Below are 21,108 nucleotides of genomic sequence, written 5' to 3' on the forward strand. Positions count from 1 at the left end.
TCAGTGCTCGCGCACCGGGCTCAGTACAGAGCTCAGTCTCCGCCGCGCTTCAGGGACAGGGCGGCCACCGCCGCCAGGATCAGCAGGGCCGCCACGCCCTCCCGCCAGCCCGGCTGTTCCCCCAGGATCAAGGCCCCGCCCAGCACCCCGATGAGGGGCGTGACCAGGGACGACAGGGAAGAAACGGCCACCGGCACCATCAGGACGATGCGGTTCCAGGCCCAGTAGCAGAACATGAAGGCGACGAAGGTGTTGTAGAAAACGCCGAAGGCCGGCCAGAAGGAAGGCCAGATGAGGCGGGAGGTTTCCAGGGGAATCGCCGCCGCCAGCATGGGCAGCCCGCCCAGCACCATCATCCAGCCGGTCAGGGCGGTGGTGGACAAGCCCACCGGCAGCCGCTTCAGCAGCACCACCCCGAGGGCCCAGCTCCAGGCAGCCCCCACCATGCAGGCCACCCCCAGGGGCGCCTGCAACATGCCTTGCAGGCTATCCCCCATCAGCACCGCCACTCCGGCGAGGCCCAGCAGCAGGGAAACGATGCGGCGGGTGGTCAGCCGTTCGCCGAGAATCCACACCGACAGCAGCACGCTCCACAGGGGCATGGTGTAGCCCAGCAGGGCAGCCCGTCCCGAGGGCAGCAAGCCGACGCCGTAGATGGCGAGTACATTCCAGCCGATGATGTTGGTCACCGTCACCAGGGCCAAACGCCCCCAGCGGCAGCGCGGCACGCGGATGCTGCCGCCCCCCGCCCGGGCGATGGCGAGAATGCCCAGCCCCCCGAGCAGCAAGCAGCTGCCGCGGAAATACAGGGGCGGCACCTCGGACAGCACCACTTTCATGACGGGCCAGTTGAAGCCCCAGCCCAGGGCCAGGGCGGCCAGCAGCAACAGCCCCTGGCGGGGCAGGCGCTCGAAACTGGAAGGGGCGCCGGCGGGCGCGTTAGGCGGAGCGGAGGGGGAAGAGGACACGGGCCAAGCCATGGAAAAACACGAGACAGGGGAGTCTACTCCTTTGCCCGCCCCCCCGCCCGGCCTCCGGGGCCGCTGCACCGTGACGCGGGACACACGGGAGGCTGGCCCCAAGTGTATAATTGCCGGTTTTCCCAGCAGAACAGCCAAGAACATGGAAGCGGAACAGCTCAACGCCATCGCCAACAAGCTTGCCGACCTGGAATCCCGGTCGGCGGAACTTCGGAGGTATCTTTGACTACGACACCAAGGAAGTCCGTCTAGTCGAAGTCTCCCGCGAACTGGAAAGCCCGGACGTCTGGGACGACGCCAAGCGCGCCCAGGAACTGGGCCGGGAAAAGAAGGCCCTGGAAAGTGTGGTGCTGACCCTGCAGGAAGTGGCCCAGGGACTGACCGACGGCAAGGACCTGTTCGACATGGCCCGGGAAGAAGGCGATGACGACACGGTGCTCGCCGTTTCCGCCGACTGCGCCAGCATCGAGGAGCGGGTAGCCGCCCTCGAATTCCGCCGCATGTTCAACAACCCCCAGGACCCGAATCCCTGCTTCCTGGAAATCCAGGCCGGCGCAGGCGGTACCGAGGCCCAGGACTGGGCTTCCATGCTGCTGCGCATGTACCTGCGCTACACCGAGCGCAAGGGTTTCGACGTGCAGGTGATGGAAGAGTCCGAAGGCGACGTGGCCGGCATCAAGAGCGCCACCCTGCGTATTGCCGGCGACTACGCCTACGGCATGCTGCGCACCGAGACCGGCATCCACCGCCTGGTGCGCAAGAGCCCCTTCGACTCCAACGCCCGCCGCCATACCTCCTTCACTTCCGTGTTCGTGTTCCCGGAAGTGGACGACTCCATCGAGATCGACATCAACCCGGCGGACGTGCGCACCGACACCTACCGGGCCTCCGGCGCCGGCGGCCAGCACATCAACAAGACCGACTCCGCCGTGCGCCTGACCCACGTGCCCACCGGCATCGTCGTGCAGTGCCAGAACGACCGCTCCCAGCACCGTAACCGGGATGAAGCCTGGCAGATGCTGCGGGCCCGCCTCTACGAGCACGAACTGCGCAAGCAGCAGGCCGAGCAGCAGAAGCTGGAAGATGCCAAGTCCGACATCGGCTGGGGCCACCAGATTCGCTCCTACGTGCTCGACCAGTCCCGCATCAAGGACCTGCGCACCAATTACGAAACGGGTAACACCCAGGCCGTACTTGATGGCGACCTCGATCCCTTCATCCAGGCCAGCCTCAAGCAAGGCGTGTAACGAATAAAACCCAGGCAGACGACGATCATGACCGAACAGACCGCAATCCCCCAGGACGAGAACCAGCTCATCGCCGAGCGCCGGGCCAAGCTGGCCAAGTGGCGCGAAGGCGGCAAGGCCTACCCCAACGATTTCCGCCGCGAAAACACCGCCGGCCGTCTCGACGAGCTGTACAGCGAGAAATCCACGGAAGAGCTGGAAGCCAACCCCATCACCGTCAAGGTGGCCGGCCGCGTCATGCTGCGCCGCCTCATGGGCAAGGCCAGCTTCGTCACCATCCAGGACGTCTCCGGCCGCATCCAGCTCTACGTCAAGGTGGATCTGGTGGGTGCCGAGGTCTATGACGACTTCAAGCACTGGGACATCGGTGACATCGTCGGGGCCGAAGGCACCCTGTTCAAGACCCGCACCGGCGAACTGACCATCCAGGTCAGCGAGATCCGCCTGCTCTCCAAGGCCCTGCGCCCCCTGCCGGAGAAGTTCCACGGTCTCACCGATATGGAACAGCGCCACCGCCAGCGCTATCTCGACCTGATCATGAACGAGTCCTCCCGGTTCACCTTCGTGGCCCGCAGCCGGATGATCCAGTCCATCCGCAACTACATGATCAGCCACCACTTCCTGGAAGTGGAAACCCCCATGATGCACCCCATCCCCGGCGGTGCCTCGGCCAAGCCTTTCGTCACCCACCACAACGCCCTGGACATGGAACTGTTCCTGCGCATCGCGCCGGAGCTGTACCTGAAGCGACTGGTGGTGGGCGGCTTCGAGAAGGTCTTCGAAGTTAACCGCAACTTCCGCAACGAAGGCCTCTCCACCCGCCACAACCCCGAATTCACCATGATGGAGTTCTACGAGGCCTACGCCGACTACAAGCTCCTCATGGACTTCACCGAAGGCCTGCTGCGCCACGCCGCCCGCGACGCCCTGGGCACCGAGGTATTCCAGTACCAGGGCCGGGAGCTGGACCTCTCCAAGCCCTTCGCCCGCCTGACCATGGTGCAGGCCGTGCGCGCCCAGTGCCCCGGCTTCTCCGAAGCCGAGCTGAACGACATCGACTGGCTGCGCAACAAGCTGACCGAGATGAAGGTTGCCGTAAAGCCCTCCATGGGCCTGGGCGCCCTGCAACTGATGATGTTCGAGGAAGTAGCCGAAGCCAATCTGTGGGACCCCACCTTCATCATCGACTACCCGGTGGAAGTCTCCCCCCTGGCCCGGGCCTCCGACAGCAACCCGGAAATCACCGAGCGCTTCGAGCTGTTCATCGTCGGCCGCGAGATTGCCAACGGCTTCTCCGAGCTGAACGACCCCGAAGACCAGGCCGCCCGCTTCCTGGAGCAGGCAAAGGCCAAGGATGCCGGCGACGAGGAAGCCATGTTCTACGACGCCGACTACATCAAGGCCCTGGAATTCGGCCTGCCCCCCACCGGCGGCTGCGGCATCGGCATTGACCGTCTGGTCATGCTGCTCACCGATACCGCCAACATCCGGGACGTTATCCTCTTCCCCCAGATGCGCAAGGAAGACTAAGCCCTCGCGAATCAGCCAGACCTGGCGACAGGCCTGGCCAGACAAGCCCAAAAGGCGCGGTGACCATGGAGGCATCCGCGCCTTTTCCTTTTTCCACCATCCACACCTTGGCACCATGACAAAAAAAATAGCTCCCCTGCTGCTCACCCTCTGGGCCGGGCTGCCCCTGCCAGCCCTGGCCATCGACCTGGCGCCGGGAGACGTGCAGGCACCGAAACCCGGCCTGCGGATGTTCCAGTTCTCCTATCGGGATAGCCAGCGGGAGGATTACTACGTCCGCGGCAGAAAGCTGCCCGGCGACCTGCGGGCCAACGCCACGGAAGTGCAACTACGCTTCGGTGCCGCCTTTGAAATGGCCGACAAGCCAGCCTTCGTTTACGTTCAGGTGCCCTACGGCTATATCGACCCCAAGGGCGCCCTCTCCGCCCTGCCGACGGAAACGGGCGCCGGCGACACCACCCTGCTGCTCTCCATCTGGCCCTATGCCAATCACGAAACCAAGACCTATTTTGGGCTAGCGGGCTACCTGACCCTGCCCACCGGCAGCTATAACCGGAATCTGACCTTCAACATGGGGGCCAACCGCTACAGCAGCGCCCTGCAGGCCGGTTTCCAGACCATGTTGGGCTCACGGGTCACCTGGATGACGGCGGTGGACACCCTGTGGTCGTCGAAGAACAAGGATTTCGGCCCCCGGGGCGATACCCAGGAAACGGATACCCTGTATAGCGCCCAGACCGGCCTGAGTTACGCCCTCACGCCCCAGTACAGCGTGGCGGCCACCTATTTCTACAATACCGGCGGAGAAAACCGCATCAACGGCCGTTACTTGGACGACGCGATTCGCGCCCAGCGCTATCAGGTGGCCGGCATCATGCACCTGCCCCAGGGCCGGGTGACGCTGCAATACGGCGCCGATTTCCGCACCGAAAACGGCTTGCTGGAAAAAGCCCGCTGGATCATGCGCTACACCCACTTCTTCTGAGCGGCGACCACAACACCACCCACCCGTTGGCCGCCCGCCAGTCTCAGCAAGCGACAGAAGAGATGGTGAGCTGACAGGAAAACTGCCCACGGGATGCGCCACAGTCGCCCCGCCCGGCACCTGGCTGGAGACCGGCACTTCACTCCGTTGATAGGCAGATAGCCGAGCTTTTACCAGCCGCAGGCAGGCCGGCGGGGAAAGTTACCGACGCCATCGAGGCCCTCGGCAACCCCTGTTGCCAATAGGAAAAGGCCGGCGAAAACAGGAAAAAACACGCTTGTCGGCTGTCGCCTGCTGCCTCCCGTCCGCAGCACCAGGCCAAGCGAATCAATCCGGCACTCGTTGGGTGCCGCCCCGGGTGTCCAGCTTCCAGGCCATTGCCTTCACGGCTTGGCAGGAGCCTCGTGGAAGCGGATCTGGTTACGCCCACCCTCCTTCGCCCGGTACATCGCCGCATCGGCCCAGTCGATCACATTCTCTGCACTCGCTTCGCAGCCATTGAACACCACCACGCCGATACTGGCTGAGCAGCGATGCTCAATCATGGTGCCGGCAGGATCGCCCGGCACAAGATTCAGATGGTAGGGAGTCGCCAGCTGAATGCACAGCTTTCCCACAATGGTATTGGCCTGGGAGATGGCGCTATCCCGGTCTGTGCTCAGCTCACCTAGCAGTACGACAAATTCATCACCACCGAAGCGGGCCACGGTATCGACGGCCCGGACGCAGGATTTCAACCGGCTGGCGACCTCAATCAGCAGCAAATCGCCGGCGCCGTGACCATAGGCATCATTGAGCCCCTTGAACTTTTAAGAGACCTGCAGAGTGTTGCCTCTGTAGAAAAAAAAGGTCCTTACAGTTACGGTTCTCCAAGTTGCCATTCTGGACAACTGGATTACTACTGCCTGGATCGATATGCACTTATTCCTCACCGACCCAACCTTCACGGTACACGGACAGCCATACCCAGGCATCCCATTTCTCATTGACGACCAAATGGCGCTTGTCACAGCGCCAAATGAATATCTCTTCCACGTCGCCGTAGTTAGGGGAAGAACATCGTCCCCGAAGACTTGGCAGACCTATGGAAATCACCTCTATGAATTCTTCAGCTTCCTGGAAACCATAGAGATTTCCTGGGACAGGATAAGAAGCACTCATCTAGCAGCCTGGCGGGACTCCATGCTTTCACGAGGATGTCGCCGCTCTACGGTCAACCACCGTGTGGGGGCTGTATCCAACTTCTACAAATGGGCCTTGCGCTCACAGAAAATCTCTTCCCTCCCCTTCTATATGGAGGACGTTCGGGTATCCCGGCCGAAGGGATTTCTGGCGCACATTGATGCCAAGGGAAATCAAGTCCAAGCCAATGAACTGAAGTTACGTTCATTTAAGCCACAACCAAAATTTCTAACAGCCGACAAGGCCAGGCTGTTCGTCACCGCGCTAACCCCGCGACGTAACCGCCTAATGGCCTACTTGATGTGGTTTTCGGGACTTCGTAGGGAAGAGGTTGCAACCTTGGAGTTGGAGGACATTCCCAATCCATCTGGCCATCCACCAGGTAAGCCTCTCGCGATGACGCTACGTACAACAAAGGGCAGAAAACCCCGATGGGTATCTGTCCCTTATGACCTAGCTGTCCAGTTATGGAACTACGTAATTTATGAGAGATCTTCGCTGGCTAAGCGCTACCGTAAACGGCACGTTGGTCCTGAGAGCAACCGGGTCTTCCTGACAGCATATGGAGAGCCAATCAGCCTGGGCGGAATAAACAACGCCTTCAAGAAGGCCTCAGAGAAATCAGGAATCAAATGCACACCACACATGCTGCGTCACACGTATGGCACCTACGAATTTATCCGGATGAGTCAATTCAAGAGTAAGGAAAGCGCTCTGTTTTGGGTCATGGAACGCATGGGACACAGCAGTTTGGCAACGACACAAATCTATATACACACAGCCAGTCTGGTAGATCACACAGCCTTGGATGGCTACCAAGCTGACATCTGCAAACTGCTCCAAGAGGATTGTGTCTGATGGCGATCCGGCGTAAGCGGGTTGATCGCAATACCCACATCGATCTGACCCCAGAAAAGCAGATCATCGACCTCCCTCCAGGATGGGCGTTCACCATTCGCTGTGTACACAGTGGCGCGGAGTATCACTTCGACTTCACAAGCCACCGGGCCCGAGGCCGTGAGCCGTTGGCCGAGCAAATGCGAGATGCCATTTGGTCTCTGCGTTTTGTCTCTGCCGGCAAATCACTGATGACCTATTTCAATAGCGGTATTCGTTGCTTCTGGCACTTCCTGGATGACCTGGAGCAATCCGGCCAAGTAGTGACTACTCTGGAACAGGTCGACCGGCTAATCATCATGCAATTTGTAGCATGGTTGGCCCTACAGACCGTTCAACACGGAAAGAACAAGGGGTTACCGTGGTCTGTATCCGCCTGTAATGCGACCTATGCCGGTATCAAATCAATACTCAAAAATCGCCGGCAACATGTGCCAGAGTCCATCAACCCTAACCTGAATTTCCCCAAGAATCCCTATCCCAACTCCAATAAGCGGATACCGCGACGAGAAGGTTACTCTGCAGGGGAGCAAGAGCGGATCATTGCTGCCTGCGCAGAAGATCTGGCCCTATTCAACGCAAATCCGGAAGCCCTCTCATCTCATCAAGTCTTGGCAGTTCATGCCGTCATCACCGTTTTGACCTGCGGCGTGAATATGACCCCCCTCCTGGAAATGCGCCGGGATAGCCTGCGCAGCTTTCTTCCGGATCGAGACTTACTGGTCTTGGAGAAGCGCCGTGGGTATACCACGCGCACCATATCCCTTCCCAAAAATACACCGGAGGAAACTGCAACACCCATTACCAAAATGGTGGGAGATTATCTCCGGCAGCTACAGCAATACACAGAGCGCTTTGTGTCAGACGCTGACGAAGCAGATCGCCCATTCGTTTTTCTCTGCCGTTTGGCCGACGTCACGTACTCACGACGTCGCGGAAATGTTGTTCGTTTCGACGAAGTTCAGGTGCGCAATGCACTCAAAAGCTTTGTCAATCGACATGAGCTATTTGACGACCGAGGCGCCCCCTTGAACCTGAGCATCGCACGCCTCAGACCGACATTTGCGCTGAATTACTACCTACGTCATCGCGACCTACGTAAGCTACAACAAGCCCTTGGCCATAGTTCCATTCTCCTGACCATCCAACGCTACATTCCACCAGTCACTCCCGAGGCTGTTCGCAACCATGCCTTCATTGGCCAGGCCATGGTGGGCTGGGCCACCAGCAGAGATGAAACCTTAGCTATCCGCTTAGCAGCAGATGGAGAGATTCCTCTTCGGAACGCAACTGAGCTGCTCACCGGTGGCTACAACACATCGATTGCCCGCTGTCGGAATCCATTTCGCGAAGCGGACCAGGTCTGCGGAAAATTCCTGGCCTGCTTTCGCTGCCCCAGCATGGTGGTGTTTGAGGACGACCTTTACCGCCTATACAGCTTCTATTTCCGTCTCCTGGCTGAGCGCCCCAAGATTCCTCCCCACCAGTGGATGAAAACATTCGGACCAGTCATAAGAACTATCGACGAACAAATTGCGGTGCAGTTTGATTCTGCCGTAGTGGCGGAAGCCCGCCAGCGAGCCCAATCCACACCGCATCCTGCCTGGCGCAATGACGCCCCCCTGATATGAGCACACTAGCTAATCCTGCGAAGCCCATTCGAGCGCTTTCATCCGCAGAAAAGGCCAGAACTCCGGTCTCTATGGCGAAGACGGATCTGGGTGAGTCCGTCGTGGTGTCCCGGTATGAGGACGAAATCTGGGACTTCTGGCCTTACATCCCGCAAAACAACGCTAGGGATAGTGAAAAGCGGATCAACTGGCGCATTGAGATCGCACCTGGTGAATTTCTCACTGACCACCAGCATGCCCCCCTGCTGGAAAGTACCAAGGACTTTACCTGGTCCTTGTTTATAGACCCTATCGATGGGCGCCAACGACCGCGAATGGCAACCGTGATTGCCCATGTGGTAGCGCTAACGCCCCTATTGCGCTGGATGGCGTCCCGAGGCATGCGACAGTTCAGGGATATAGAGGGAAGAGCCCTGGAATATGTCCCCATTGCCAAGATTAATCAGAGAACAGGCAAACCGACAGCCAAGGGCTGGCATGCAAGGCGGTTGATAGTTTTGGAGGAGCTATATCTTCAACGTGAAAAGCTGGCCGATGCCTTACCTACACATCCATGGCCTGATGAATCCGGTTTCACTCTGTCAGGAGAACGAGCCAAAGGTCGAACCATCAAGACACTACGAATCCCAGAGCGCACGGTTCGCCAGCTAGCCGAAGTCGCAATAAATTACGTCACCAACCTAGCTCCCCATATCTTAAGCACTCGGGATGCCCTGGAGCAGGCGGTGGCTAACAAAGAGGGATTCCAAGCCACCAATATCCGAATACCACTAGCCCGGGAATTGGGTTTTGAGGGCTCTCGTGACCTCAGTGCAGAACTGAGTTATCTCCGGGATTCCTGCTATATCGTGATTGCCATGTTCTCCGGAATCCGGGATTCCGAAACGCTATCCCTAAAAAGGGGGTGCATCGCTCATGACAAAGCGGACGATGGCATTGATCTCATCTGGCTTCACGGCACAATCTTCAAGACTGGAATAAAGCCGCACAAATGGCTCGTCCCGCCAATTGTTGAGACCGCAGTTCGTGTAATGGAGTGGTATCGACAACCGTATGCAATTCAGATCGAGGAGCAGATTTCCCAATTTGAACAGCAACTCGACATGTCCATTCCGGGCTCGACCTTCCACAAACGCCAACTCAAACGCCTGCACACCGCCAGAAAGGACCGGGATGGGCTCTTCCTGGGATGCGCCCCCTGTGTGGGTCATTTAGTAGGAGTGCTCAGCAAAAGCACCATTCATCGACGCCTCCAGAACTTCTGTCCACATTTCAATATTCTGGGAGACGACGGCAAATATTGGCGGCTTTCATCCCATCAATTCCGCAGAACCTATGCCTATTTCGTCGCCTCAGCCGAGCTGGGCGATCTCCACTATCTCCGAGAGCATTTTGGTCACTGGTCCATTGACATGACGCTGCTATATACCAGCGGAGCCTCCGATGCCTACCAGACGGATACAGACCTACTCACGGAAATATTGCGGAGCAAGACAGAAAAGCAGGAGAGCGTTCTACACAATTACCTGATGACAGACGCTCCCCTGGCCAACGGCGACATCATGCTTGCCGATCTACGCCAGACCATCAAAACTGCCAAGAATAAGCAGTCCTTGTTGCAACAGATTTCGTCAAGCATCACCCTAAATGGGACCGGCCACAGTTGGTGCATCGGCAATGCCAAGGGGACAAGTTGTGGTGGCCTGTGTGTTTTTGAGGCAGACATGTGCGTCGATTGCGCCTACGGGATGATCGGCCCTGAGCACCTTCCGGTCTGGAAGGAAATTGCTCTTCAGCAGCAAACGGCTTTAGACATGTCGGATCTGGGGCTGCCTGGTAAAACCCGGTCCCAGCGAATCCTGAATAAGGCCCTTGATGTCATCGCCAAATTGGAAATACCTCAATGAGCAATAATGCTGGGAACCCGCAAGCGCTACAGGCCCATAAGGAAAATTCGATCAAGCTGACGCGACAAGCCCTGAACTTGGCAATACAGCGCATTGTTGGCGGACATCCCGATCAGGTAAGGGTTGGGTCTCGCCTGACCGCCGCCAGCGTTGCTCAAGAGGCTGGAGTGGAGCGTTCCACACTGTATCGGTACCACCGGGAGATATTGTCCGAGATTCAGCGCATCAACGACACTGATGCCCAGTCGAAGTTGAAGATCAAGACATCCGCGCTTGCAAAGGCAGAGGAACGAAAGAAGGAATACCGGGAGCTTCTGGAACTGGAGCAGTCCAATCTGTTGAAGATTGCCCGGGAGAATTACGCGCTCCAGCAACGTATTCAAGAGCTGGAGGATTTGTTGAAAGAGAAGGATTCCTTGATCGCCAACCTCCGGGCAGAAAATAGAAAAGTCTCTTTAATCAGCGAAAGTCCAAGGGAAGGTTAGGTGAGTATTCGCATGAATACTGTGAATTTCACATCGAGCAGACGCTCGCCTTGAGCCAAATGCAAGATGGATAGATACTTGCGACTCCATCTCCTTTTTCGTAAATCATATTTCGGCCACAAGGCGCGAGAATCGTCGCTAGTTCAAGGTTCCCGGCATTTTTCTCATGTCCGTACGATTACGCATAGACGGACCCATGGGTCCGTCTATTAACTGTTAGGCTCCACTATGCCGTCTGAAACTATCGCCGTACTCGGTACCCTCTCGGGGGTGTTGATTGGTGGGTTCATAAACTACTTGGCGAGCCGCAGTGTAAAGAACCACGAATGGAAACTTGCGCTTGCGAAAGAACAAAGCACTATTCGCCACAAACTTTACGCGGAGTTTCTAGTTGAAACGCAACGACTCGTAGTTCAGGCGAGAGAAGAGAAAATTTCATCCCTTGCCGATCTAAACATGCTGAACGGAAAGTTCGCGGAGGTTTCACTTGTCGCATCCGGTATGGTCGTGGAGGCGGCGAAGAAATTGGCCGACTACGTCATTACCAGTCATAGTGCGCAGCCTGCGAAGGAAGTTGCTGACTTCTTCAAACTGAAAGAGGCATTCATCGCTGTCGCACGTCAAGATATCGCAGAGGTGCTGAGTGGTGGAGCCTAACACCACGTTCAAGGCGCAGCCTTCGGCTGCTGGGACGTCCCGCAAGTGGGCCGCCCCTTGCCTTCAACGTTAGGGGCACAAGTGACCATCGCCGTTGAGACCCGCCTTAGACTGGAATTGCTGTTCATCCTGTCGTTGTGTTTTGTCGCGGTTTTGGCGGAGGTGTTGGCGGCTGCCGCGGTGCTAAAGCCGGAATCTGAACCTCTTGCTTCGTGGTTTCAGCGCAGCGGTGCAATCACTTCGGTCTTCTGCGTCTTTGCCCAACTCAGAATCAACAACTTCTTCGAATCCATCCGTGGTGGAACATTCTCCGAGTCGTGGGCACTCTTCCGCCTGTTCAACAAACAGCACGGTACCGTTAGCTGGATCATTACGTTCGTTGCTATCTGGGGTGCATTTGTCTGGGGGTACGGCGATCTCATGCTTCGGCACTTCAGTCGTTGAGGGCGCTTCGTGTCATCAATACCAATACGCCCCCTACCACTACATTCGAGCGGACCTGCGCGAAAAGATGCGCAGGCCGCTCAATTTCGACGCGAGGTTTCATAGGCTATGAGAGCGCTCTCCACTGCAGATGTACCGATTCAACCTCTCAAGGAATTTGGCGAAGACGTTGGTCCAGAATTCGAATTTGAGATCGAAGATGGACGCGTTGCTCTCCTATCTGCTGAGCCACCGTCGTGGATTCACCTGATTGCCGATTCAAGTTGGTGGATTAGCCTTTTCTCGGCTGCCGCGGCTTTGTATATGGCGGAGATCGTGAAGGAAGCGGCAAAGGAATCGTGGAAGAACCGCGCAAAGGCGACGGCGCTCGTGGTAGGCGCGGCAAACAAGGTGAAGTTGTTCGCGGAGAAGGTTGTTCGCCTAAAGAAGAAACTTCCAGAGCGAACCGACATCGTGGTCGCTCTCCCCATTCCGAACGACTATTTCGGTGTTCGACTTACGCTTTCCGTTGACGACGCCGACCTACTTGCTTATCAAATTGCGCTCTTCGTTTCCCATATGCCAAGGTTGATTGAAGCAATCCGGAACGAAAAACTTGATGGTCCGCGTGTCGCAACCGGCCTCTTCTTGGAACTGCAAGACAACGGTGACCTAAAGGTGACATGGTTCAACCGAGAGTCTTTGGAGCTAGAAAGCCTTGTTATTCTGTTGCCCGTCCAATGAAGCCTATTGTTGAAATTCCGATAAGGGCCCTTGCATCTGCCCAATTTTGATTGCCGACTTCGGCTCCTTCTGAGGCCCGAGAGACAAATCCACTTCGTTATGGGTCTCGTTGTCGAAATGCTTTCCAAAGCATTAAGTCATAGCAAATTTTCAACGCTCCACAGGCAACCAGAGGCGCTGCAAGCCATCCCGCTGCAAACATTGCCCCACCAATCGTTGGGCTGATGGCAGAAGCCAAACTGCGTGGGACCGCAGTAAAACTTGCCGCAGCTGCACGCTCGGCCGGTGTCACCACCGCCATTACGAAAGCGCTTCGAACCGGTACGTCCATCTGAGACAGCAACGCCCGGATAAACAACAATGCGAATGCCAGCTCGAGACCCGGGGCAAATGCCGCGGCGATGAGACAGATGCTGGCGGGAATGTGGGTGAATACCATTGTATTCACCAGGCCAATGCGCTCGGCGACCTTCGGTGCGATTAGCTGGGACACAGCGGACAACAGCCCAGCCCAGAAGAAGAAGCTCCCCGCGGCAGCCAGCGACAACTCAAAACGCTGAAAGAACCAAAGGGCCATCAAGGCATTGATGGCCAGCCCTCCCGCAAAGGAGTCCAGGGAGAACAGCAGCGCCAGCCGGACAACAACGCCCTTCGACTCGCCGAGCGCCTGCGGAGCGGCCACCGCGCACTCCCGCCGGGGTGCCGGCATCCGTCGATACAGCAGCCATACCGTGCCACCCACCAGCCCGTAGAGCACGAACATCACCCGGAACCCTGATAGCAGCTCGATCCCCAGCACCGATACCAGTAGCTGGGGAATGCCTGAGGCCAGCGCCCCCAACGCAGCAAACAGGGCTCCAAGCAGGGAGTAGCGGGCGAACAAGGTGGTGCGGGCAGTACCCTGGCCCGATTCGGCCAACCGGGCATGTTCGAGGGGCAGAAACACGCTGACATCCCCAGAACTCGGATTGAGGGTGCCGACGAAAGCGACCAGGAGCAGGGGCAGGAATGCTGACAAAGAGGCAAAGGAGAGCCCGGTCCCCAGCATCAGCAGCGCGGCGCCCAGCAGCAGGTTCCGGTGATGGAAGCGATGGCCCCAGGCCCCCACCGCCAGGGTGGCGAATGCCGAACCCAGCAAGGTCGTTGTACTCAGGATGCCGACATCCAGGGTGCCGAAACCGAGCGCCAGCAGATAGGCTGGAAGGAGAACTGCCACATAGCCATCGGCAAATGCCCGCAGGGCCTTGCCCACCAGGAGCGGCAGCACTACCCGGTCTACACCTTCAGGCAGCAACCAGCGGCCAGTCACTTCAACCCCAGAAACCGGCCTATTTTCTTCAGCGGGGTATCGGCGCACCAGGCGTAGAGCGCATCGTAGATGACCATGCCGTGGGCCAGCATCTCGTGATCGTCGCTGAAATTCAGAGACAGACCCTTTGAAATGGCCAATAGACCAGCCGCTTCCTTGGCCAGTTGTGGCTGACCGCAGTCGGCGCCGCGCACGATGAGGGCCAGCTTGTTGAGTGCGGCATCCTCAAGCTTGTACTTTCCGATGAAGGCATCGAAGCTGCACTGGTCGCCATGGTGGCCCAATTCGGTGTTGGGCACGTCGTAGGGGGTGGCACCGGTCTCGGCCGCAATGCGCATCACTTCACCTGCGGGGACGTAGAGGAATTCCGGACTCTCGTCGACAAACCGGCTTATCAGCCAGGGACAGGCGATACGATCAATCTTGGGTCTTTCTCGCGTGATCCATTTCATTGGGGCATCTCCTTCAGATTGGCGGGTAACGGGGTCAGGTTGCCGGAAAGCACTTCCTGACCATCCAAATAGAGACGGACAGCCTGTCCTCGCTGGCGTACCTGGTAACACTCCTCTGGTTCTTTGGGCCTCGTCCAGTGCCAGCAAAGCTCATTGCCAATGACCCGCCAATTTCCCCTGGCAGGCTTGCCCATATTCATGCCGCGCAACTCCCCACCACTGAGAAATTGGTAGGCAAAGTGGACGCCATCACCGAAATCCTGGTTGGACAGGGCTTGGGCCAGCACCTTGCCCTGGAGCAATACCCAGCCTCTGTCGGCAGCAGCAGCGTTGATAGCCGTCACCAGCACAGCGACCCCTACCCACCGTGCCGTTCCCATGCCGAGGCTCACAGGAACATCTTCACCAGGAAGCCGATGACCGCGCAGCCACCAATGACATGGATGACGTTCGCCTTGAAGCGGAACAAGGCAATGGCTGCCCCTAGGGCAATCAGTGCCGATACCCACTCGAACGCCCCGTCGAAGCCCTTCGGCCACAGCACGTGGTAACCGAAGAACAGGGCCAGGTTCAGGATAACGCCGACCACGGCGGCCGTGATGGCGGTGAGCGGCGCCGTGAACTTCAGGTCATTGTGGGTCGTTTCGATGAAGGGACCGCCCATCAGGATGAAGACGAAGGACGGCAGGAAGGTGAACCAGGTGACCAGCATGGCCGCCACCGCACCGGCCAGGAAGAGGCTATCCGGGCCGAACACGGCCTTCACGTAGCCGCCAACGAAGCCGACGAAGGTCACCACCATGATGAGCGGTCCCGGTGTTGTTTCGCCAAGGGCCAGACCATCAATCATCTGGGGACCGGTGAGCCAGCCATAGCTCCCGACGGCCCCCTGGTAAACATAGGGCAGTACGGCGTAAGCACCACCAAAGGTCAGCAATGCGGCCTTGGTGAAGAACCAGCCCATCTGGGTCAGGGTATGACTCCATCCGTAGCTGGCGGTCAGCAGCCCCATCGGGACCAGCCACAGCAAGCCACCGATAAGCGCGACTTTCGCCAACTGGCCCCAGGAGAACCGGGCATGTACCGGCGTCGGCGTATCGTCGTCGATCAGGGCTCGGCCGAAGGACTTATCCGCTTTGCCGTGGCCGCCACCAGCCTTGAATTTGTCCGGCGCGACACGGCCGCCAAAGTAGCCGATGGCTGCAGCCGCCGCGACGATGGCTGGGAACGGCACGTTGAGTGCAAATATGGCCACAAAGGATGCTGCAGCGATGGCCCAGAGGGCATTGTTCTTCAGGGCCCTGGAGCCGATGCGGTGGGCCGCCTGGACGACAATGGCGGTAACCGCCGGTTTGATGCCGTAGAACAGGCCGGCCACCAGGGGCACATTGCCGAACGCGATATAGATCCACGACAGCCCAATCAGGATGAACAGCGACGGCAGCACGAATAGCCCACCGGCGACGATGCCACCCCAGGTGCGGTGCATCAACCAACCGATATAGGTAGCCAACTGCTGGGCCTCCGGACCGGGGAGCACCATGCAGTAATTGAGGGCGTGCAGAAAGCGGCGTTCAGAAATCCAGCGCCGGCGCTCGACCAGCTCCTGATGCATGATGGCGATCTGCCCGGCAGGCCCGCCAAAACTGATGAAGCCGAGCTTCAGCCAGAACAGGAAGGCCTGCCAGAAGCTGACTTCGGCAGGTTTGGACTCTGGCGAGGTGGAATCGGCGGCTGTCAGGATCGTACTCATGATTTCGATCCTTTCTCAAAGGAGGCCAGTAGTCCGTCAAAGATACTGCCGGCCAATGCCAGGAGTTGGTCATCATCGAGAATGGTGTCGCGTAGGCCGGCCAGGGTGCTTTCGATGCCCACCGCCTCTAGCGGTTGTACGCCACCCACATCCAGGAAATGGACCAAGGTACCGATGCGCTGCAGAGCCGGAGTTTCCAGGCCGAAGCTGGCAAGCAGCACTTCGAAGGTCACCCGGGCGCCGACATGGGTGAACGTCGCCCCATCGAAATCAAAACCAAGAGCCTCGGCCGGACAATCTGCCGGCGTTGCCAGCCAGAGCAGTTCGGCCTGGGGATCGATGTAGCGGCGAATCAGCCAGGCACTGGCCAGCCGGTCCACCCAGGGGCGCCGTCGCGTTGCCCAACGACGTTTTTGATAGTCCTGAATGCTTAAGCGGGAGATAGCGTCGTTGACCGGGTGCGGCTCATCGGGGGAAAGAGCCCAGGCTGCTCGTTGCTCAAGGTCACGTAAGGCCTCATCGGCCTGCTTTTGCGCTTCTCCAGGGAAAAAATCGATGGCTACCAGGTTGGAGAACGCCTTGCGCAGCTTGCGGGCTTGCTTCAGAGCTTCGTTTACCGTGTCCGGACCGAGCGTGTCTCGGGCCGTGGCAATCTCCCCCAGCAGAGTAGCAAAGTCGGCGCTGCGGTCGAAGAAGACCACAAAGTTGCCATCGCTGGGCTCCTCGAGGCGGACGACCAGGGCTGTACCTTCTGCAGCACGAACATCTGCGGCTACGGCATCAAGTGTGTTCCGGCAATCCTCCCGCTCCGGCATCAGATAGACCCCATCCCGGAGGACGGCGGCACCCGATGCCTTGAGGCTACGCCAGGCACGCATGCGGGCCGTGGCATTCTCGGTGGGAAGGCTGGTAATGAGTGCGATCCATGTAGTCATGAGTGTACTCTACAATGCTGTTGATAACTCTACAAATAAAATTTGTTGCTACATTGGATTTGCAGCCTGGCTGGCATGAGGCTAGCTTGAACGAACTATTTTAGGTTTCGAAACAACTCAGTCAGCTCTTTGAAATCGCCACCAACCTGATCCAGGGTGAATTGGTACATCACAGCATTCTCAGCAAAATGCTGGCGCTCAATGTCCATTTCTACGGTATTTGCGTCTGCACTGGCCTGAAATGGTGTGCGGTATTTCAGGTTGAACGGCGGAGAGGACCAATGAGCACTCCCGTTGATATGGCTGGGAGATGATTTTGCTAATGGCAACAGCCCCATTTGGTTCTGCTTGGCAGCATCTTCGACATCGATATCCATAGCCCTATATCCTGGCGTATCGGAATTCGCGATATTTGAAGCAATGAGCTGTTGCCTATAGGCCCGTATTCCCAGCATTTTTTGCTGGAAGTCCCCCGGTTTCTTGTTTCCGTCTCTATGCACGGTTACGCCTACGTCAGCTGGCGTGTTGCTCCTGGAAAGCGCCTGATTGAGGATTTTCGAGAAGTCGGCCGTCTGCATACGGGACTGACCAACTACGGATGTCGGCGTTGTATCTAGTTTTGCCACCTGCTGTGGAAGCTCCATCTTTGGCATGCGAATACCACCCCATTAATGAGCTTTTTTATTTCCGTTTTCGAAATAAAAAATCAAAAATCCTTACAGCACGAATCCACCGCTCCTCTTCCCAGCTCATAAAAATCAGTACCAACAGCAACACCAGTAGCACGCCAATTCCGACGGCAAATAGCCGGAACTCGATGTGGAGCCACATGTGGCTGAGCATGTGAAAGAGTCCCCGACCAACAATCAGGTGGCTATCTGCTACTCGAAGAAAATCACTCAGTACCATCGCGTAGTGGCCGGCTTAGTGGGGCCATCGCTGATGCAGTTCATCGATGACAAAACGGTGCTCATGAGTCCGACCTCCGCCACCAAGCGCGTACTCGTTCCAATGAGGGTGGTCGGTAGAGAGATCGTCATGATGGTGGGCAATCACATCAGGGTCCTGCCTTGGCCAAGTGCGCCAGGCAAGCGCCCCTCCCACTGCTGCCATGGCGCTAAGGGCGGAGAGGGCAACACCGAATCCCAGCCGCGCTCCAAGCCATCCCGCCAGTGGATAAGCCAGAAGCCAACACAGGTGTGAGAGTGAAAACTGGGCGGCAAACAAAAAGGGTAGATCGTCCGATTGGGCCGAGCGCCGCAATAGTCGTCCCCCGGGTGTTACCAGGCCTGCGTAGGACATACCCAGAACCACCCATGCGGGAATGAGACTTGCCCAGCCCAAACCCCCGGTACTCCACCAAACCCCCGTTACCGCCAGTAGCACAACGACCATTGCTGATGCCGCGCTCAGCATGATTCGACGATCCGCCATACGGTCGAGCAATGTTGGCAAGGAAAAGGCCACGGCCATGGACCCGGCACCGAAAGCTGCCAGAGCCCATGCCACCTCCCGTTCACCGCCTCCCAGCACCTCGCGGACAAGGACTACGGTATTCACGAAAACCATGCTGGCCCCACTTGCGGCACATAGGTTCAACGCCAGAAGTCCGCGTAGTCGCGGTGTGTGTAGATAAATCCGCATGCCTCGGAGGGCTCGACTGTAGGGGCCATCTCCCAAACGGGTTTCTGGCACGACGGGAAATGCCGTGCTCATGACCAACAGTGCAGATAGAACAAAGCCGACGGAGGTGCCGGCAAACAGCCCGTGAAAACTGATGACCACCAACAATGCCGCTGCCAGGGCCGGACTAAGCAGGCTTTCCAGGTCATAGGCCAGCCGCGACAGGGAGAGCGCGCGGGTGTAGTCGCTTTCCTCCGGCAGAATCTGGGGAATAAGCGACTGAAAAAGCGGGGTAAAGCAGGCTGAGGCTGATTGCAGCAGCGCAATCAGCACATAGACCTGCCAGATTTCGGTGACGAACGGCAGCAGCAATGCCACCGCCGCTCGAATCAAATCTAGGCCGACCAAGACACGCTTTCGCCATGCCGCAGGGACAACAGCCCCCGCTACAGGCGAAAGCGTGACGTAGACGATCATTTTGATGGCCAGTGCGGTACCCAGTACCGCACCGGCATTGGCGCCTGCCAGATCATAGGCCAGCAATGCCAGGGCCACGGTCAAAAGCCCCGTCCCCACCAATGCAACGACTTGGGCGAGAAACAAATGCCTAAAACTGCGATGTCGGAGGATTTCAAGCATGGCTATTTCCTATGTCTCTACGGGCGACAATGAACTATCAGGAGGGGTTACTTCTTATCCGGTGTTTCGTCCTTCTTCTCGGCCACCGGGGTTACAGGCTTCTTGGTGGCATCGCAACGGGTCTTGAGCGCCCGGGTTGCGGGGTCCTTTAGATCCACCACGTAATGCTCGGTGTCGGTGAGGTGCCGGCAAGCAGTGGGCGTGGCCTTTGGTTCGGCACTGTCTTCGTGGACACCGTGGGCATAGGCAACGCTGGAAAGCGACATGAAGGACCCGACCAGCAAAGAGAGGGACAGGAAGGTTTTGTTTTTCACGGGGTACATCTCCAATGTGAAAGCGGCAAGCCGCGGGGTTAATACAACGGGGCCGTGTAAGAAAGCTTCGTTACGGCCGATACAACTCGGATTGGAAACCGGAGGCTTCGATGGATACCGTCACCGGCTCGGTGCCGCGGTTTTGCCAATACCAACCGTGACTTCCTTCGAAGGGGGCAACAAAAGTGCCGGATGCACTCTTTTGAGCACTTTCGACCGAATAGCTGGTCCAGGCATTTTTGGCATTCGGTGCTTCGCCGTGCATATCCACGGCCACCGCGGCGGTTGCTTGCCAGTGGAAGGTCAGGCCTTCACCAGCCCGGAGGTGCGCTTTGACCTCTGCGCCTTTGCCGGGAGCCAGCGTTACCGTGAATGTGTTGCGACGCATGGGGCCATCACCTGCCAATGAAACGGCGGAGGCATCCAAGGACCTGCCGGCTTGCTTTCCGAAAGCAGCATCTGCTTTGGCGGCAAGCATTGCATTGGGGCCAGCAATAGCATCCGGGGTTGCCAGAACAGATGTTGTTTCAGCACCGGCAGACTGTTTAAGGGCATCGAGGCCGAGGAAACGGCCAATGCCGGTAGGGTCCATCCCATATTCCGCAGGAAGCACCATGGTCACCAGCAAGGTGGCGGCAACACCTGCGGCTACCGCGGTTGCCTTGAACAGACTGGCACTACTGGGCAGGGAGTGGGTTTGAGTATTGGACATAGGAAGACCTCGATCAGGAAACGAAATAGCCGGTAAGTTGGTAGCCGACCAAGACAAAGCCAGCAGCCATGAGTGCGGTATTGGCGGTGAATGCTTGCCGGGAGAAGGCTGTGCTGCGGCGCCAGAACCCCATGACGATCAGAATTCCAGCCAGTGCCAGCAATTGGCCAAGTTCTACGCCAACGTTGAAGGCCAGCATGTTCGGCACCAGACCATCGCGGGACAACGAGAAGTCCTGCAGCTTGGTGGCCAGGCCGAAACCGTGGAAAAAGCCGAAGACCAGTACGGCCGCCTTGGTATTGGGCTGGAATCCCAACCAGTGCTTGAATGCCCCCAGGTTGTCCAGCGCCTTGTAAACCACGGAGACGCCGATGATTGCGTCGACGACATAGGGATTGACGTGGAAACCGCCCAGCACCCCCAGCAGCAGGGTCACGCTGTGTCCGACGGCGAACAGGGTCACGTAAATGCTGACGTCGCGCATGCGGTACAGAAAGAACACCACACCAAACAGGAACAACAGATGGTCATACCCGGTGACCATGTGCTTGGCTCCCAGGTAGGCGAACAACAGCAGGTTGCGGCCGGTGTTCTGCTCGAGAAAGGACTGATCCTCTCCCGTGACCCCGTGGGCGAAAGCCCACAGGGGCAGCAGTGACGCGAGGAGCGCCACGGTCCACCGGCAAATGCCGGTGGCGCTGAA

Annotated in this window: 21 protein-coding genes and 1 pseudogene; 10 read left to right on the top strand and 12 right to left on the bottom strand. The window is 58.0% G+C overall.

Features of this window, described 5'->3' with window-relative positions:
• Nucleotides 1-32: 32 nt before the first annotated feature.
• A complete protein-coding gene (locus AZSI13_RS14820; protein WP_235609789.1) occupies nucleotides 33-968 on the bottom strand; it encodes a DMT family transporter in 936 nt (311 codons plus the stop codon).
• Between the two features lie 154 nt (nucleotides 969-1,122).
• Here AZSI13_RS14820 and prfB point away from each other — a divergent pair.
• The 3 genes from prfB (at nucleotide 1,123) to AZSI13_RS14835 (ending at nucleotide 4,742) form a co-directional block, all read left to right on the top strand.
• Nucleotides 1,123-2,227 (top strand): peptide chain release factor 2 gene (prfB, locus tag AZSI13_RS14825; RefSeq protein ID WP_109041974.1). Its coding sequence is split into 2 segments (ribosomal slippage): nucleotides 1,123-1,203 and nucleotides 1,205-2,227, totalling 1,104 coding nucleotides; the frame shifts between segments, so codons are not numbered across the junction.
• A gap of 27 nt (nucleotides 2,228-2,254) precedes the next feature.
• On the top strand, nucleotides 2,255-3,757 hold the full coding sequence (gene lysS, locus AZSI13_RS14830; protein ID WP_109041976.1) for a lysine--tRNA ligase: 1,503 nt from the start codon (nucleotides 2,255-2,257) through the stop codon (nucleotides 3,755-3,757).
• A gap of 115 nt (nucleotides 3,758-3,872) precedes the next feature.
• The gene (locus AZSI13_RS14835; protein ID WP_109041977.1) at nucleotides 3,873-4,742 is read left to right on the top strand and encodes a transporter; all 870 of its coding nucleotides are present in this window, start codon (nucleotides 3,873-3,875) and stop codon (nucleotides 4,740-4,742) included.
• 383 nt (nucleotides 4,743-5,125) lie between these two features.
• Here the strand turns inward: AZSI13_RS14835 and AZSI13_RS14840 are convergent.
• Nucleotides 5,126-5,539 (bottom strand): annotated as a pseudogene (locus tag AZSI13_RS14840) (diguanylate cyclase); the annotation flags it as partial.
• A 118-nt stretch (nucleotides 5,540-5,657) separates the two neighbouring features.
• Between AZSI13_RS14840 and AZSI13_RS14845 the strand changes: the two are divergent.
• The 7 genes from AZSI13_RS14845 (at nucleotide 5,658) to AZSI13_RS14875 (ending at nucleotide 12,668) form a co-directional block, all read left to right on the top strand.
• Nucleotides 5,658-6,782, top strand: coding sequence for a tyrosine-type recombinase/integrase (locus AZSI13_RS14845; protein ID WP_014236248.1), 1,125 nt, complete (start codon nucleotides 5,658-5,660; stop codon nucleotides 6,780-6,782).
• On the top strand, nucleotides 6,782-8,452 hold the full coding sequence (locus AZSI13_RS14850; RefSeq protein ID WP_014236247.1) for a site-specific integrase: 1,671 nt from the start codon (nucleotides 6,782-6,784) through the stop codon (nucleotides 8,450-8,452). The genes AZSI13_RS14845 and AZSI13_RS14850 overlap by 1 nt, the downstream gene beginning before the upstream one ends.
• A 71-nt stretch (nucleotides 8,453-8,523) precedes the next feature.
• The gene (locus AZSI13_RS14855) at nucleotides 8,524-10,359 is read left to right on the top strand and encodes an integrase (protein WP_197739017.1); all 1,836 of its coding nucleotides are present in this window, start codon (nucleotides 8,524-8,526) and stop codon (nucleotides 10,357-10,359) included.
• The gene (locus AZSI13_RS14860; RefSeq protein ID WP_014236245.1) at nucleotides 10,356-10,844 is read left to right on the top strand and encodes a hypothetical protein; all 489 of its coding nucleotides are present in this window, start codon (nucleotides 10,356-10,358) and stop codon (nucleotides 10,842-10,844) included. Before AZSI13_RS14855 ends, AZSI13_RS14860 begins: the two co-directional genes overlap by 4 nt.
• 228 nt (nucleotides 10,845-11,072) lie before the next feature.
• Complete coding sequence (locus AZSI13_RS14865) at nucleotides 11,073-11,501, top strand: hypothetical protein (protein ID WP_043797807.1); 429 nt, start codon at nucleotides 11,073-11,075, stop codon at nucleotides 11,499-11,501.
• Between the two features lie 81 nt (nucleotides 11,502-11,582).
• The gene (locus AZSI13_RS14870) at nucleotides 11,583-11,945 is read left to right on the top strand and encodes a hypothetical protein (RefSeq protein WP_043797805.1); all 363 of its coding nucleotides are present in this window, start codon (nucleotides 11,583-11,585) and stop codon (nucleotides 11,943-11,945) included.
• A 108-nt stretch (nucleotides 11,946-12,053) separates the two neighbouring features.
• Nucleotides 12,054-12,668 (top strand): hypothetical protein, encoded by a 615-nt coding sequence (locus tag AZSI13_RS14875; protein ID WP_014236244.1) that lies wholly within the window; start codon nucleotides 12,054-12,056, stop codon nucleotides 12,666-12,668.
• Nucleotides 12,669-12,765: 97 nt separating this feature from the next.
• Here the strand turns inward: AZSI13_RS14875 and AZSI13_RS14880 are convergent, their stop codons facing one another.
• From AZSI13_RS14880 to AZSI13_RS14925, 10 genes are all read right to left on the bottom strand, one after another.
• Nucleotides 12,766-13,935, bottom strand: a complete 1,170-nt coding sequence (locus AZSI13_RS14880; RefSeq protein ID WP_232058802.1) for an MFS transporter — start codon at nucleotides 13,933-13,935, stop codon at nucleotides 12,766-12,768.
• Nucleotides 13,936-13,973: 38 nt separating this feature from the next.
• A complete protein-coding gene (locus AZSI13_RS14885) occupies nucleotides 13,974-14,429 on the bottom strand; it encodes a chromate resistance protein ChrB domain-containing protein (protein WP_014236242.1) in 456 nt (151 codons plus the stop codon).
• Nucleotides 14,426-14,821, bottom strand: a complete 396-nt coding sequence (locus AZSI13_RS14890) for a hypothetical protein (RefSeq protein ID WP_014236241.1) — start codon at nucleotides 14,819-14,821, stop codon at nucleotides 14,426-14,428. Before AZSI13_RS14890 ends, AZSI13_RS14885 begins: the two co-directional genes overlap by 4 nt.
• Complete coding sequence (gene chrA, locus AZSI13_RS14895; RefSeq protein WP_014236240.1) at nucleotides 14,818-16,182, bottom strand: chromate efflux transporter; 1,365 nt, start codon at nucleotides 16,180-16,182, stop codon at nucleotides 14,818-14,820. Before chrA ends, AZSI13_RS14890 begins: the two co-directional genes overlap by 4 nt.
• Entirely contained in the window at nucleotides 16,179-17,117 is a 939-nt protein-coding gene (locus AZSI13_RS14900; RefSeq protein ID WP_014236239.1) for a chromate resistance protein ChrB domain-containing protein, read from the bottom strand. The genes chrA and AZSI13_RS14900 overlap by 4 nt, the downstream gene beginning before the upstream one ends.
• A 95-nt stretch (nucleotides 17,118-17,212) precedes the next feature.
• Nucleotides 17,213-17,770 (bottom strand): flagellar basal body rod protein FlgB, encoded by a 558-nt coding sequence (flgB, locus tag AZSI13_RS14905; RefSeq protein WP_232058801.1) that lies wholly within the window; start codon nucleotides 17,768-17,770, stop codon nucleotides 17,213-17,215.
• Between the two features lie 271 nt (nucleotides 17,771-18,041).
• The gene (locus AZSI13_RS14910; protein ID WP_014236237.1) at nucleotides 18,042-19,379 is read right to left on the bottom strand and encodes an MFS transporter; all 1,338 of its coding nucleotides are present in this window, start codon (nucleotides 19,377-19,379) and stop codon (nucleotides 18,042-18,044) included.
• 47 nt (nucleotides 19,380-19,426) lie between these two features.
• Nucleotides 19,427-19,693, bottom strand: coding sequence for a hypothetical protein (locus AZSI13_RS14915; RefSeq protein WP_043797801.1), 267 nt, complete (start codon nucleotides 19,691-19,693; stop codon nucleotides 19,427-19,429).
• Nucleotides 19,694-19,763: 70 nt separating this feature from the next.
• Complete coding sequence (locus AZSI13_RS14920) at nucleotides 19,764-20,405, bottom strand: hypothetical protein (protein WP_014236235.1); 642 nt, start codon at nucleotides 20,403-20,405, stop codon at nucleotides 19,764-19,766.
• Between the two features lie 13 nt (nucleotides 20,406-20,418).
• Nucleotides 20,419-21,093, bottom strand: a complete 675-nt coding sequence (locus AZSI13_RS14925) for a HupE/UreJ family protein (RefSeq protein WP_043798824.1) — start codon at nucleotides 21,091-21,093, stop codon at nucleotides 20,419-20,421.
• Nucleotides 21,094-21,108: the final 15 nt, after the last annotated feature.

Origin of the sequence: Azospira sp. I13 (assembly GCF_003112695.1) — a bacterium.
In the GTDB taxonomy this organism is placed as follows: domain Bacteria; phylum Pseudomonadota; class Gammaproteobacteria; order Burkholderiales; family Rhodocyclaceae; genus Azospira.

Bases quoted from the DNA above. Each gene is read 5' to 3' on its own strand.
- flgB (WP_232058801.1), bottom strand. From the start codon at position 17,770: ATGCCAAAGATGGAGCTTCCACAGCAGGTGGCAAAACTAGATACAACG.
- AZSI13_RS14910 (WP_014236237.1), bottom strand. From the start codon at position 19,379: ATGCTTGAAATCCTCCGACATCGCAGTTTTAGGCATTTGTTTCTCGCC.
- AZSI13_RS14865 (WP_043797807.1), top strand. From the start codon at position 11,073: ATGCCGTCTGAAACTATCGCCGTACTCGGTACCCTCTCGGGGGTGTTG.
- AZSI13_RS14835 (WP_109041977.1), top strand. From the start codon at position 3,873: ATGACAAAAAAAATAGCTCCCCTGCTGCTCACCCTCTGGGCCGGGCTG.
- AZSI13_RS14885 (WP_014236242.1), bottom strand. From the start codon at position 14,429: ATGAAATGGATCACGCGAGAAAGACCCAAGATTGATCGTATCGCCTGT.
- AZSI13_RS14860 (WP_014236245.1), top strand. From the start codon at position 10,356: ATGAGCAATAATGCTGGGAACCCGCAAGCGCTACAGGCCCATAAGGAA.
- AZSI13_RS14845 (WP_014236248.1), top strand. From the start codon at position 5,658: ATGCACTTATTCCTCACCGACCCAACCTTCACGGTACACGGACAGCCA.
- AZSI13_RS14875 (WP_014236244.1), top strand. From the start codon at position 12,054: ATGAGAGCGCTCTCCACTGCAGATGTACCGATTCAACCTCTCAAGGAA.
- AZSI13_RS14855 (WP_197739017.1), top strand. From the start codon at position 8,524: ATGGCGAAGACGGATCTGGGTGAGTCCGTCGTGGTGTCCCGGTATGAG.
- lysS (WP_109041976.1), top strand. From the start codon at position 2,255: ATGACCGAACAGACCGCAATCCCCCAGGACGAGAACCAGCTCATCGCC.
- AZSI13_RS14850 (WP_014236247.1), top strand. From the start codon at position 6,782: ATGGCGATCCGGCGTAAGCGGGTTGATCGCAATACCCACATCGATCTG.
- chrA (WP_014236240.1), bottom strand. From the start codon at position 16,182: ATGAGTACGATCCTGACAGCCGCCGATTCCACCTCGCCAGAGTCCAAA.
- AZSI13_RS14920 (WP_014236235.1), bottom strand. From the start codon at position 20,405: ATGTCCAATACTCAAACCCACTCCCTGCCCAGTAGTGCCAGTCTGTTC.
- AZSI13_RS14900 (WP_014236239.1), bottom strand. From the start codon at position 17,117: ATGACTACATGGATCGCACTCATTACCAGCCTTCCCACCGAGAATGCC.